Annotated in this window: 15 protein-coding genes; 6 read left to right on the top strand and 9 right to left on the bottom strand. The window is 63.0% G+C overall.

Going from position 1 to position 13013, the window contains the following annotated elements; genetic code table 11:
- The first annotated feature begins 12 nt into the window (after nucleotides 1-12).
- Both AC097O_RS10140 and AC097O_RS10145 read left to right on the top strand, forming a co-directional pair.
- A complete protein-coding gene (locus AC097O_RS10140; RefSeq protein WP_315189871.1) occupies nucleotides 13-1137 on the top strand; it encodes an acyl-CoA dehydrogenase family protein in 1125 nt (374 codons plus the stop codon).
- A 31-nt stretch (nucleotides 1138-1168) separates the two neighbouring features.
- A complete protein-coding gene (locus AC097O_RS10145; protein ID WP_479592660.1) occupies nucleotides 1169-1492 on the top strand; it encodes a 2Fe-2S iron-sulfur cluster-binding protein in 324 nt (107 codons plus the stop codon).
- Between the two features lie 155 nt (nucleotides 1493-1647).
- On the opposite strand, the gene AC097O_RS10150 is transcribed toward AC097O_RS10145, so the two are convergent.
- The 3 genes from AC097O_RS10150 to AC097O_RS10160 form a co-directional block, all read right to left on the bottom strand.
- Nucleotides 1648-2922 (bottom strand): cytochrome P450, encoded by a 1275-nt coding sequence (locus AC097O_RS10150; RefSeq protein ID WP_479592661.1) that lies wholly within the window; start codon nucleotides 2920-2922, stop codon nucleotides 1648-1650.
- Nucleotides 2923-3057: 135 nt separating this feature from the next.
- Nucleotides 3058-3744 (bottom strand): TetR/AcrR family transcriptional regulator, encoded by a 687-nt coding sequence (locus tag AC097O_RS10155; protein ID WP_479592662.1) that lies wholly within the window; start codon nucleotides 3742-3744, stop codon nucleotides 3058-3060.
- A gap of 51 nt (nucleotides 3745-3795) precedes the next feature.
- The gene (locus tag AC097O_RS10160; RefSeq protein ID WP_479592663.1) at nucleotides 3796-4524 is read right to left on the bottom strand and encodes an SDR family oxidoreductase; all 729 of its coding nucleotides are present in this window, start codon (nucleotides 4522-4524) and stop codon (nucleotides 3796-3798) included.
- A gap of 116 nt (nucleotides 4525-4640) precedes the next feature.
- Between AC097O_RS10160 and AC097O_RS10165 the strand changes: the two genes are divergently transcribed.
- Genes AC097O_RS10165 through AC097O_RS10180 form a run of 4 tightly spaced genes read left to right on the top strand, consistent with a single transcriptional unit; the run spans nucleotide 4641 to nucleotide 7768 of the window.
- On the top strand, nucleotides 4641-5924 hold the full coding sequence (locus tag AC097O_RS10165) for a cytochrome P450 (RefSeq protein ID WP_479592664.1): 1284 nt from the start codon (nucleotides 4641-4643) through the stop codon (nucleotides 5922-5924).
- Nucleotides 5925-5954: 30 nt separating this feature from the next.
- Nucleotides 5955-6986 (top strand): hypothetical protein, encoded by a 1032-nt coding sequence (locus AC097O_RS10170; protein WP_479592665.1) that lies wholly within the window; start codon nucleotides 5955-5957, stop codon nucleotides 6984-6986.
- Nucleotides 6987-6995: 9 nt separating this feature from the next.
- Nucleotides 6996-7343: a nuclear transport factor 2 family protein gene (locus tag AC097O_RS10175; RefSeq protein WP_479592666.1), complete on the top strand. Its 348-nt coding sequence runs from the start codon at nucleotides 6996-6998 to the stop codon at nucleotides 7341-7343.
- A gap of 8 nt (nucleotides 7344-7351) precedes the next feature.
- Entirely contained in the window at nucleotides 7352-7768 is a 417-nt protein-coding gene (locus AC097O_RS10180) for a nuclear transport factor 2 family protein (protein ID WP_479592667.1), read from the top strand.
- Nucleotides 7769-7772: 4 nt separating this feature from the next.
- Here AC097O_RS10180 and AC097O_RS10185 read toward each other — a convergent pair whose 3' ends face one another.
- The 6 genes from AC097O_RS10185 to AC097O_RS10210 are packed head-to-tail and all read right to left on the bottom strand — an operon-like array spanning nucleotide 7773 to nucleotide 12908.
- The gene (locus AC097O_RS10185) at nucleotides 7773-8282 is read right to left on the bottom strand and encodes a carboxymuconolactone decarboxylase family protein (RefSeq protein WP_479592668.1); all 510 of its coding nucleotides are present in this window, start codon (nucleotides 8280-8282) and stop codon (nucleotides 7773-7775) included.
- 2 nt (nucleotides 8283-8284) lie between these two features.
- The gene (locus AC097O_RS10190; protein ID WP_479592669.1) at nucleotides 8285-8845 is read right to left on the bottom strand and encodes a glutathione peroxidase; all 561 of its coding nucleotides are present in this window, start codon (nucleotides 8843-8845) and stop codon (nucleotides 8285-8287) included.
- A 38-nt stretch (nucleotides 8846-8883) separates the two neighbouring features.
- Nucleotides 8884-10056, bottom strand: a complete 1173-nt coding sequence (locus tag AC097O_RS10195) for a thiolase family protein (protein ID WP_479592670.1) — start codon at nucleotides 10054-10056, stop codon at nucleotides 8884-8886.
- Nucleotides 10053-10955 carry a 3-hydroxyacyl-CoA dehydrogenase gene (locus AC097O_RS10200; RefSeq protein WP_479592671.1) on the bottom strand — a complete coding sequence of 301 codons (903 nt, stop codon included), beginning with the start codon at nucleotides 10953-10955 and terminating at the stop codon, nucleotides 10053-10055. Before AC097O_RS10200 ends, AC097O_RS10195 begins: the two co-directional genes overlap by 4 nt.
- Nucleotides 10956-10968: 13 nt before the next feature.
- Nucleotides 10969-11820, bottom strand: coding sequence for a fumarylacetoacetate hydrolase family protein (locus AC097O_RS10205; RefSeq protein WP_479592672.1), 852 nt, complete (start codon nucleotides 11818-11820; stop codon nucleotides 10969-10971).
- Nucleotides 11817-12908, bottom strand: a complete 1092-nt coding sequence (locus tag AC097O_RS10210; RefSeq protein ID WP_315189770.1) for an amidohydrolase family protein — start codon at nucleotides 12906-12908, stop codon at nucleotides 11817-11819. The genes AC097O_RS10205 and AC097O_RS10210 overlap by 4 nt, the downstream gene beginning before the upstream one ends.
- Nucleotides 12909-13013: the final 105 nt, after the last annotated feature.

Below are 13013 nucleotides of genomic sequence, written 5' to 3' on the forward strand. Positions count from 1 at the left end.
CAGGACACCACCATGCGGACCGTATTCCGAGAAGACCACGAACTATTCCGAGAGCAGGCGCGGCGCTTTATCGAAAAAGAAATCGTGCCCCATCTGCACGCATGGGAAAAAGTCGGCATCGTCCCCAAAGAGGTCTGGACCCAGGCGGGCGCAGCCGGTCTGCTGTGCTCCACCGTGCCCGAAGAATACGGCGGCTCGGGCGGCGACTTTGGCCACTCGGCTGTGATGATCGAAGAGCTGGCGCGCGTCAACGCCACCGCCATCGGCTTCACCACCCATTCTGAAATCGTGGCCCCCTACATCGTGGCCTACGGTACGGAAGAACAAAAACACCGCTGGCTACCCCGCATGGCCAGCGGCGAGCTGATTGGCGTGATCGCCATGAGCGAACCCGGCATCGGCAGCGACCTGCGCGCCATGCGCACCACCGCCCGGCTCGACGGCACGGACTACATCGTCAACGGCCAAAAAACCTTCATCACCAACGGTGGCAATGCGGGCCTGATGGTCACTGCCACCAAGCTGGACCCGCAGGCCAAAGAGCTAACCCTGATTTGCGTGGAAGAAGACCGCCCCGGCTTCTCCAAAGGCAAGCTGCTGGAAAAAATCGGCCTGAAAGGCCAGGACACCTCCGAGCTGTTTTTCGACAACGTGCGGGTGCCGGTAGAGAACCGCCTGGGCGAAGAAAACCAGGGCTTCAAGTACCTGACCCACCAGCTGGCCTGGGAACGCACCATCATCGGCATCCGCGCCGCCGCCTGCATCGACGCGCTGCTGGAAGAAACCATCCAGTACACCCGCGACCGCAAGGTGTTTGGCAAGACGGTGTTCGACTTCCAGAACACCCGCTTCAAGCTGGCCGAGGTGAAAGCCCAGGCCACCATGTTGCGCGTGTTTGTGGACGACTGCCTGGCCCAGGCCATGCGCGGCGAGCTGACCGCCGAAGTGGGCGCCATGTGCAAGCTGCTGGGCTCGGAAATGCAGGGCAAGCTGCTGGACGAGCTGCTGCAACTGCACGGCGGCTACGGCTTCATGAGCGAATACAAGGTGGGCCGCGCCTGGGTCGACGCCCGGGTGGCACGCATCTACGGCGGCACCTCAGAGATCATGAAAGAAATCATCAGCCGGTCGCTGTAAGCGCTTGGCATTCAACCCGCAGGAGACCCGCATGCACCAACTCACCTACATCAGCCACGACGGCCAGCACTCCGAAGTGGAGGTCTCCAACGGCAGCACCGTGATGCAGACCGCGCTGGAACGCGGCATTCCCGGCATCAATGGCGACTGCGGTGGTGCCTGCCAGTGCTGCACCTGCCATGTGTTTGTGGAAGAGTCGTGGCTGGCCAAGCTGCCGCCCATGGACGAGATGGAAGACGCCATGCTGGACTGCACGGCCGAACCCCGCCGCGCCAACAGCCGCTTGTCGTGCATGCTGCCCATGGGCCCCGAGCTCGCCGGGCTGGTGGTGCACTTGCCTGCCAGCCAGATCTAACCCAGTACCCCAAGCAAAACGCCACCGGCTTCAACAGCCGGTGGCGTTTTTTTGGTTTTTAAGGCTATTTTTAACCTAAAAATCAGCCTCCTGCGCTTATTCTTTGGGCGCAAGCAGCTCCTATTTTTGACATCAAAAACAGGAGCAACTCAGAATCAGTCCCAGACCACGTGCACGTGGTGCGGGCCACGCAGTTGCGCACCGGTGATCTTGGGCGCGGGCTTGCTGGGGTCCAGGCGCAGGTTGGGCAGCAGGTCCAGAATCACGTTCACGGCCACCTGCATCTCGGTCTTGGCGATGTACTGGCCGATGCACATGTGCGGGCCAAAACCGAAGCCGAACGAGGGCTTGGGTTTGCGGTCGATGTCAAAGCTTTCGCTGTTCTCGAAGGCATCTTCGTCGCAATTGGCCGAGGCCACGATGCACTGCACCATCGCACCCTTGGGAATCTGGAAGCCGCCGATTTCCACGTCCTTGGCTGCCTGGCGCACCTTGAAGGTGGCCACCGGCTCCAGCCGCACGGCTTCATCGATGGCCTTGCCGACCAGGCTGCGGTCGTTGCGCACCCGCTCCAGCACTTCGGGGCGCTCCAGCAGCAGGGTCATCAGCGAGCCAAAAGTGCGCGTGGTGGTCTCACCCGCTGCAGGCAGCAGAGAACGCACAAAAGTGGTCACCTCGTGGTCGTCCAGGCGGCGGCCTTCGTATTCGGCGCGGATCAGGCGGCTGATGAGGTCGTCGCCGTCCACCCCGGCGGCACGCACCTGGACCACGGCCTCCTTGACACCGTCGTACAGCGCCTGGGCGGCATCCATGGCGGCCTTGCGGGCCAGCTTGGCTTTCTCGGCATCGACCTGCGGGCCGGCCAGAATCGCCAGCGCCCAGGCAGCGTACTGCTGGATTTTGTCGGGGTGTTCGTCGGGGAAGCCAATCAGCGAGTAAATCAACCGGATCGGGAAATGCAGGCCAAACTCCATCAGGTCGGCGCTCTTTTGGGCGACCATGGGGGCGATGTACTCGTTGCGCACAATCGGCTCCATCTTGCCGTCGCGCCAGCGGTTCACCACGTCGGGCATGAACACCGGCTGCAGCAGGCCGCGCGCGCGGCGGTGGGCATCGCCGTCCATGCCGGTCAAAATCAATCCGTCAAAAAACGAGCCCAGGCCCTCGGCAATAAAGCCGCTGGTGAAGTTGTTGGCATCGCGCAGCACCGCCATCACATCCTTGTACTTGAACAGGGTGAAGGTGGGCCGGTTGGCATCCAGCCCGGCAATGGTGGGCACGCCCAGCTGGGCCATGAAGTCGCCCGCCATGACGGGCGAGTTTTTGCGCATGTCCCGGTAGACGGCATGCAAATCCACGTCGGTCCCGCGGTAGTTGCTGGCCACGCCCGCAAAGGCGCTTTCAAGGGTGGTCTGGTCGGGGTTGCTCATGGCTGTCTCGTCTTTCTGGTTAACGTGGGCGCAAAACACTCGTACTGCGCGGGTTAGTGCATTTTATTGAACACAATTTCAAATTGTGATTCAATTAGCCAGGAAAGACAAGAAAAATAGGCTGAATAGCCTTGCTCAGGCCATGGCCGGGCGCGCCAGCGACGGACGCTCCCCTGCCAGCACCACCGACAACACAAAGTTCACCGAAAACTGCCGCCACGCGGCAATCCCCTCGGGCGAGGTGGTGTCAAATCCGGCCACGGCAGACACGGTGTAGCGGTTGGTGAAGCCGCCGGTGGTCAGCAGTGCCGAGGCCGCGTAAAACAGGTGGGCATCGATACCGGCACGGAATTCGCCGATCTGCACACCGCGCCGCAAAATGCGGTCCATCTGCGCCACCAGGGCCGGGGCCAGATCGGCGAAATGGTTGCGCTCCACCGCGTTGTGCTCGTGAAAGCGCAGACTTTCCTGCGCCAGGGAGCCCAGCGCCGGGTCCAGCCGGTACTGGTCAAAGGCATATTCCAAAAAGATCTGCAGCGCCTCGGTGGGCGGCAAATGGTCCAGCTCCAGCGCCAGCAACTCGGCCAGCACGCCCATGGCGGACTCGTGCAGCACGCTGGAAAACAGCTGCTCCTTGCTGTCGAAGTAGTGGTAGATGAGCTGCTTGGTCACGCCCGCCGCCCGGGCAATGTCGTCCACCCGCGCACCGGCCAGGCCCTTGTCGGAAAATGCCTGCCGGGCTTCTTTCAGCACCCGCGTGATCGTGGCGCGCTTTTTGGACGGTGAGGCGGGGGTTTTGGTGTCGGGGGGGAGCGGGATCATCGGCGGATTCTATGCCGCGCCTCCACCCGGTCTGCCCTCAAAAACCTTGCATTAAAAACCTTGCGATAAGGGGCGCACCACGATCTCGTTGACCGCCACGTTGTCGGGCTGGCCAATGGCGTAGAGCACCGCGTCGGCCACAGCCTGGGCAGACATCGCACCCTCGTACAGCTTGTTCGCCCGCTCCTTGAACGCAGGCACGGTGATGCTCTCGGTGAGCTCGCTGGTCACCAGGCCGGGGCAGATGGAAGTCACTCGAACCTTGCCCACGCACTCCTGGCGCAGGCCTTCGGTGATGGCGCGCACCGCGAACTTGGTGGCGGAGTACACCGCCCCGCCCGGCCCCACCGCCAAACCCGCCACCGACGAAATATTGATGATGTGGCCCGCGCCCTGCGCCAGCATGCCGCCCAGCACCACGTGGATGCCGTAGAGCACGCCTTTGATGTTGACATCGATCATGAGGTCCCAGTCGTCCACGCAGCCCTGGGCCAGCATGGAGATCGGCATGATGCCCGCGTTGTTGACCAGCACGTCGATGCGGCCAAAGCGCGCTACGGCCTGCTCGGCCAGGGCTTGCAGATCGGCCAATTGCGTGACATCGGTGGCGGCCCACAGCACCTGGTCGCCCAACTCCGTGGCGAGCCGGGCCAGCCGGTCGGTGCGGCGGGCAGCCAGTACCAGCCTGGCCCCGTGCCGTGCCAGCGCGCGTGCGGTGGCTTCGCCGATGCCGCTGCTGGCACCGGTGACCATGACGACCTTGCCTTGGATGGATTGCATTGCGTGTCCCTTGTTGTGTCTTGCTTGATACCGTGAGTCAAACAAAAGTTTATACATTATTTTAAATACTGTCTAACATTCGAAACATAGCAGCACAACCCACAAGAAGGAGACATATGAGCACGACACTGGCAACCCCCGCCCTGGACCTGGAGGCCGCCTACCACGCGGTATCGGACACGTTCCGCGGCAACGACGTAGACATCCACGCCCTGTGCGCCGAGATGCGCCGCAACAGCCCGGTCATGGAAGGAGACTTTGTGGCCACCTACCTGGGCGTACCCACCAATGCCGGGGCCAAGGCCGCAAAATGTGCGGTCACGCTGTTCAAGTACAAGGACGTCATGGCGGTGATGCGCGACTCCACCACCTACACCAGCGGCTTCATCGCCGAGGGCCTGGGCGCGTTCTTCGACGGCCTGATCATTCTGGCGATGGACGGCGATGCCCACCGCAAGGCCCGTGCGCTGTTACAGCCGGTGTTCATGCCCGAGACAGTGAACCGCTGGCGGCCCGAGATCGACCGCGTGATCCGCGAAGACTTTCTGGAGCCGATGGTCGCCCAGAAGCAGGCCGAGCTGATGCATTTCGGCCTGTATTTCCCGATCCGCGAGATGTACGCGCTGATGGGCTTTCCCAGCGACGACACGGCCAAGTTCAACCAGTACGCCACCTGGGCGCTGTCAATGGTGGCAGGCAACCAGATCGACCCGGAAAAGATCAAGATTTACGGCCCGATTGCCATGGCGGCGGTGAAGAACCTGTACGACGCGGTGAAGGAAGCCGTGGTGCAACGCCGCGCCGAAGGGGCCCAGGGCGACGACCTGATCAGCCGCCTGCTGCGCGCTGAATTTGAAGGCCACCGGCTGGACGACCACGAGGTGACCACCTTTGTGCGCTCCCTGCTGCCTGCGGCGGGCGAAACCACCTCGCGCACCTTCAGCTCGGCCATCACGCTGCTGCTGGAGCGCCCCGAACTGGTGGAGCGGGTGCGCAACGACCGCACGCTGATCCCCAAGCTGATCGACGAGACCGTGCGCTTCGAGCCGGTAGCCACCTTCAAGGTGCGCCAGACCTCCAAAGAGGTGGAGATTGGCGGCATTGTGGTGCCCAAGGGCGGCCTGGTGCAGTGCATGGTGATTTCGGCCAACCGCGACGAAGAAGCCTTTGAGAACGCCGACACCTTCGACATCGATCGCCGCCCCAAGCCCTCGTTTGGCTTTGGTTTTGGCACGCACATGTGCATCGGTCAGTTTGTGGCCAAGGTGGAGATGGTCTGCGCCATCAACGCCATTCTGGATTTGTTCCCCAATGTGCGGCTCGACCCCAGCAAGCCCGCACCCAAGATCGCCGGTGCCCAGCTGCGGGGTGCCAAGTCGGTACCCGTGATCTGGGATTGAGCCTGACCTAACAACAAAGAGACATCCAACATGAACCATTTCAAAACCATCCCCAACCGCGCGGACTTCGCCTACCAAACCCTGGTGGGCCCGCAAAAGGTCAGCGGCCGCGCCATGCACGAGCTGCGCGACTACTTCGGCCTGAAGATCACCAAGGGCATGCCCTTTGGCTGTGTGCGTGACGAAGAAGGCGAGATTTACGCCTTTGTGCGCGCCGTCAACGAGCCCGGCAGCACGCCTAACCCCACCAAGTTTCTCTACCAGTCCACTCGCGTGGACGGCAAGCACCTGCGGGTGGACAAATCCAAGATGGAACCGCGCGCACTGACGCTGTTCCCCAAGCGCTGGCTGGAGGATGACACCGCCTGCTGGTCCAGCCTGGACGGCGAACCCGGCCAGCCCTGGAAGATCACCGCCTCAGGCGAACGCCTGAGCTGGAAGGAAGACGGCCTGTTCGAGCTAGGCGGCCCCCTGCTGGGCCAGGGCATGCAGTGGTACCTGCCGGGTGTGGACTGGGGCACTTTTTACGTGTCGCAAATCTATGACATTGCCGGTGTCTGCGATGGCCGCAAGGTCAAGGGGCTGATGTGCTTTGACCAGGCCTACATGGCCGAAGGCGGCGCCATCCACTTCCAGAAAGACCTGGTGGTGAACAACAAGATGCATGTCATCTGGTGGTCGTTTGCCACCATCTACAAAGACGGCACCTGGGATTCGGGCTCCTTCATGGTGGGCCACGACAAGCTGGGCTACGCGATTTTCCAAAACGAGAAGGGCGAAGTTCGCACTACCACCCACATCGAAGGCAGCGTTAAGCACAAGGACGGCAGCTACTTTGTGGACACCGCGCGCATCGTGCTGGACGGCCAGGAAGAGTGGGAATACCTGCCCTGCCCCAAGGGCGAGATGATCGACTTCGTGGGGGGATTCCCCATCACTGCGCAGCAAGAAGGCCGCTGGCGCAAAGTGGGCGACACCCGTGAGCCCGACCGTTGGCTGGGCTGGGGCGAGTCCGACCGCCGCAATGGCACGGCCCGCAATGTGTTGGGTGCCGAGCTGTAGGAGCAACACATGGACAAAACTGCCATTGAAAACTTCCTGCACACGCAGGTCAAAGCCTGGAACGCAGGCGACAAGGAAGGCTTCTTCAGCGCCTACCGACAGGCCGCCCCCCAGGGGCTGCAAATCGAGTACGTAGGCAAACCTGCCAGCGACGGCTGGCCGGTGCTGGAGGGCATGTGGGCCCAGCAAAGCGCCAAGATCGAGATCGAAGAGGTCGCCATGATCATCAACGGCCAGGAAGTGGCCTGCCACAACCTGAACAAGGTGCGCGGCACCACCCTGGCCATCGAGACCATTGAGCTCTACCACTTTGATGCGGGCCGCCTGCTGGTGCGCTACTTCATCCGCCAACCATGAGCAACACCATGCACACTACTGCGACATCCGAGGCCATCGAGCGTTTCATGCAGGGCCAGGTGCTCTGCTGGAACGGCCACGACAAGGCCGGATTCATGGCCCTGTACCGGGAAATGGCCCCCGTCATGCTGGACATCCAGTACGCGGGCCGCGAACGCCAGAACGACGGCTGGCTGGTGATCGAAGAAATGTGGGACAAGCACAACCACCAGTTCCGGCTGGAAGTCGTCACCTCAATACAGAACGGCCAGGAAGTGGCAGTGCGCCACCGCAACTGCATCATCGGGACCGCGCTGGTGATTGAAAGCATAGAGACCTACCGCTTTGACGCGGGCAGTCTGTCGATTTGCTACTTTCTGAAGCCGCCTGAGGGCGCGGAGGTGGCGCTGGAACAGTTCCGGGGGTTTGCGGCCTCGGCGGCCTGAAAACCTAAGCCTGGTACGCCTGCTGGGCCTGGGTCATGCGCCCCCCGGCCAGCATCAGGGCGCAGAACATGTTCAGCTCCACCACCTGCGGCACGCTGAAATACTGGCCCAGGTCGGCAAACACGGTGGCATCTATCCCTAAAGGGTCCGACGCAAACAGCTCGGCGTAGCGCAGGGCGGCACGCTCGGGCGCACTGAACCGCGCGTCATCAGAGGACAGGCAGGCGATGTCGTCTTCGCTCACCTCGCCCGCCTTACGTGCCATCTGGCAGGCCCGGCAGGTGGTGAACGCGGCAATCCGCAGCCGCACCAGCTCACGCAGGCGGGTATCCAGGATGCTGTGGTTGTGCAACTGGTCCAGCGTGGCCAGCCACGCCTGCGCCACCAGCGGGCGGTGCGCCCAGACCTGCAGGGGCACGGTAGAGCTGAGCATGCGGGTCTGCACGCCCTGCTCCACCGCCTGCGCCAGGGCCGGTGGAAAATCCGCCAGGGGAACCAGTGGCAGCAGCGCCATGCCTAGCCCAGCGCGGACTCGATGGCTGCCAGCAAAGCCGGGTCGGTGGGGGCCACATCGGGTGCAAAGCGGGCCAGCACGCGGCCATCACGGCCGACCAGAAACTTCTCGAAATTCCACATCACGTCCGTCGCATGCTTGGGCAGCAGACCGTGCTTGGCCAGCGTGCTCTGCAACGTGTCGCTGCCGGAAGCAATGGCTTGCGGCTGGGCCGCAATCAGGTGCGCATACAGGGCATGGCGGGGCGTGCTGTTGACCTGCAGCTTGGCGTACATGGGGAACTGCACGCCGTAGTTGGCCTGGCAAAAGTCCTGAATTTCGGTCTCGGTACCGGGCTCTTGTGCACCAAAGTCGTTGCAGGGAAAGCCCAGCACCCGCAAACCACGGCCCGCATAGTCTTCGTGCAGGGTTTCCAGACCTACGTACTGCGGGGTCAGGCCGCATTTTGATGCCACGTTGACTACCAGCAGCACATCGCCCGCGTAGTCGGCCAGGGTGCTGGCTTCGCCGTTCAGGCGTTGCAGCGGGATGTCGTAAATGCCCGGGTTCGCAGATTCCGTCATGGAGGGATTCCTGTTCAAGTAAAGGGATGGAAGCTACTTCAAAGCCGCTCGATGATGGTGGCGGTGGCCATGCCCCCGGCGCAGCAGATGGACTGCAAGCCGTAGCGCACACCCCGGCGCTCCATTTCGTGTAGCAAGGTTGTCATGATGCGCGAGCCGCTGGCCCCCAAAGGATGGCCCAAGGCAATCGCGCCGCCATTGACGTTGAGTTTGTCGTGCGACACGCCCAGCTCCTGCATCCACACCAGTGGAACGGATGCAAACGCCTCGTTCACCTCGAACAGGTCGATGTCTTCCAGCGTCAGCCCGGCTTGCGCCAGCACTTGGCGGGTGGCGGCAATCGGCCCGGTGAGCATCAAGGTGGGGTCGGACCCGACAGTCACCATGGCGCAGATGCGGGCACGGGGCTTCACACCCAGTGCCTGGGCCTTGTCGGCCGACATCAGCAACAGTACCGCCGCACCGTCCGAGATTTGCGAGGAATTGCCGCCGGTCAGGCGGCCATCGGGGCGAAAGCTGGTTTTCAGGGTGGCCAGTTTCTCGGCGGCGGTGCCGGGGCGGATGGTCTCATCGGCGGCAAATACCGGTACTTCTTCCTCCAGCGCCTTTTCGCGCAGCGCCATCACCGGCACCGGCACGGTTTCGCGGCGGAAACGACCGGCCAGCGTGGCCGTGGACGCACGGCGGTGGCTCTCGACCGCAAAGGCATCCAGTTGCTCGCGGCTGATGTTCCACTGGTCGCACAGGCGCTCGGCTGCTTCGCCCTGGCCCGTCAGCTCGTAGCGCTCGGCAGCCATCCAGCCAAAGGCTTCGCCGTGCAGGTCACGGTTGCTGCCCATGGGCACACGGCTCATGTTCTCGGCCCCACCGGCCACCACCACATCGGCGGCACCGCAGGCGATCAAACCCGCCGCCACATGCACCGCAGCTTCGCCAGAGCCGCACTTGCGGTCAATGGTCAGGCCGGGGATGGTGATGGGCCACCCGGCACCCAACAAGGAGGTCCGGGCGATGTTGGCCGACTGCTCACCGATCTGGGTCACGCAGCCAAAAATCACGTCGTTCACCGCATCGGGGGTAATTCCCGCGCGCTTCACCACTTCGTTGATGACCAATGCGCCCAGATGGTCGGCGCGCACACCGGCCAGGCTGCCGCGAAACTTGCCCACAGGCGTGCGCACGGCCGCCACAATCACCACATCGCGGCTCATAACGCGCTGCCTTTGAGGCCCGAGCCCGGCACGCGCTGGCCGTTTTCATACTGGTACACCCCATGGCCGGTTTTGCGGCCATAGCGGCCTGCAGCCACCATCTTGATGATGAGCGGGCACGGGCGGAATTTCTCGCCCAGGGTTTGGTGCAGGTACTTCAACACCGCCAGCCGGGTGTCCCAGCCGGTCAGGTCGCCCAGCTCCAGCGGGCCCATGGGGTGGTTGAAGCCCAGTCGCAGCGCGGTATCGATGTCTTCGGCGCTGGCGGTACCCTCTTGCAGCATCCACATCGCCTCGTTGCCTGCCAGTGCCGACATGCGGCTGGTGGTCAGGCCGGGCGACTCGTTGACGACAATGGAGGTCTTGCCGATGGCATCGGAGTAGTCGCGCGTCAGCGCAATGGCTTCGTCGCTGGTGGCCAGGCCGCGCACCAGCTCGACCAGCTTCATCTTGTGCACCGGGTTGAAAAAGTGCATGCCCACCACGCGGTCCGGGTTGGCGACGGCGGTGGCAATCTCGGTCACGCTGAGTGCCGAGGTGTTGGTGACATAAATGGCCCCGGCGGCCATCACCGCGGCGGCCTGGGCTACCACGGCTTTTTTGACGGCCAGGTTTTCCGACACGGTCTCCACCAGCAGGTGCGCGCCAGTGGCGGCGACGGCCAGATCGGTGTGGACGGTCAGGCGGGCTTTGGCAGCATCCGCGGCAGCAGCTTCCACCTTGCCCAGCTTCACGCCGTCATCCAGAATTTTGTAAACGGCTTGCTGGGCCCGCTCCACGGCCACGGCATTGGTATCTACCAAGACGGTGTTAAAGCCCGAGCTGGCAAAAGCGTGCGCGATTCCCGTGCCCATCAGGCCGGCACCTACCACCACGACGGTGTTGTTCTTTAAGGTCATACTTGCTTTCCATTCATACTGAGTCAATAGCCGACACCACGTTACGCAGCGTGCCGATGCCCTCTACCGTGGCCTCCACCACATCGCCGGGGTGCAGGAAACGGCCGGTTCCATGGCCGGTGCCTTCGGGCGAGCCGGTGAAGAGCACGTCGCCGCACTCGAATACCGAGCGCTCGTCCACAAAACGCAGCAGCTCGGCCACGTTCCATGTCATGTCGCCGGAAGAGGCATCCTGGCGGGTTTCGCCATTCACCTTGAGCGTCAGGCGCAGCCGGGGGCTGCCTGCGGGGAACTCGTCGCGGGTCACGATCCACGGCCCCAGGCCGGTGCTGCGGTCCTGGCTCTTGGCGCTGAACAAATCCATGCCTACGCCCGGTGGCCCGCTGCGTTGCAGGTCGCGGGCACTCACGTCGTTGCCCACGGTGTAGCCCAGCACGCTGGATTCGGGGTCGAGCCGGTCCAGCTTCTCCGCGCCCACCACCACCACCAGCTCGACCTCGTGGTCCAGCTCCTGGGTCAGCGGTGGGTAACGGATGGGGTCGTTCGCGCCGATCAAGGCACCATAGGCTTTCAAGAAGGCCACCGGCTGGTGGTGGCTCTTCATGCCAAAGTCGGCCGCCAGGTGCTTGGCGTAATTGGCACCTGCAATCACCACGCGGTTGACCTTCTCGACCGGGGGCAACAGGCGCACGCTGCTCAGCGGGCGGGCGGGGCCCACCAGCGTCAACGCCGCCAGGCCTTCGCCGCGGGTGACTGCAGGAGCCCATTCGGCAAACGCCCCCTGGATCGCCTTGATTTCGGCGCGCTCTAGATCCACCACGGCCCAAAACGGCGCTGCGCCGTCGGTGCAGCGGGCGATTTTCATGCCGTGGCCAGCTTCTTGACGGGGGCACCCAGTTTGGTGGGGTCCAGGTGCAGCAATTCGCAGGCGTTTTTCCAGCGGATTTTTTGCAGATCGTCGTCCGACAGTTTCAGGCCGTCGGTCAGGTCGTGGCGCACGGCATCGCTGCCGCCGAAATTGCTGCCGTACAGGATGCGGTCCGCACCAATCACTTCGATCAGCGCCTGGCGCATGGGCAGTTCGTGCAGCTCGACATCGAAGTAGAAATTGGGCAAGTAGTCCATCAAGGGCTTCTTGTTGTGGAAGGTGTCCAGGTTGGGGTTGGTCTGCGCCAGGCGACCCAACTGGTAGGGCACAAAACCACCGCCGTGGGTGATGTAGATCTTGAGCTTGGGGAAACGGTCGAGCACGCCACCGTTGATCAGATACCAGAAGGCCTTGGTTTCGTCGTAATTCATGCCGACAATCGCCGTGGTCTCGTAGCGATCGGTGTTGGCCTTGTCGCCCCAGGTGACCGACTGGTTGTAGCCGTGCACAAACATCGGCAAATCGAGGTCGCACAGCGCTTCCCACACCGGGTCCATTTCTTTGGAGTCAAACTCCAGGCCGCCGAAGTTCGAGCCACCCGCGCCCAGGCCTTTGGCACCCAGTTGGGTGCAAGCACGGCGGATTTCCTTGGCGGCTTCTACGGGGTTCTGCAGAGGGGCCTGCGCCCAGAACATCAGGCGGTCGGGGGCACCCGAGCAGTATTGGGCCAGCACGTCGTTGACCTTGCGGGCGAACGGAATCGCGTACTCCAGCTCAGTCCAGTACATGTAGCAGTGCGACGGCACCGACACTACCTGGGCGTTCTGGCCTGCAGCATCCATACCGGCCAGGCGGGTTTGCGGATCGCGCCAGCGCGACATGTAATCCTGCACATTCAGGGCATTGCCTTCGGCCTTGGCCTTGCGCAAAGCGGCTTTACGCTCTGGCGCACCCAGGGACAGGATCCAGTCACCCACACGCAATTTGATGTCGCCGTCCGGTTGCGACTCGAAAGCCGGGCCCCAGTACGGGTTCTGGTCGTAGTAGTCCGGGTGCGGGGCATGGGCATGAAGGTCGATAAGCATGTGGATCTCCTGGGGTTTTATGGGGGCGGCCAATCCGCCGCGTTGTAAGTGCCTGAACCAGTGCATGTACCCAGCCGCTACACAGCCAAGCGCATCAAAACCTGT

This window comes from Rhodoferax sp. LS1P39 (assembly GCF_056521425.1).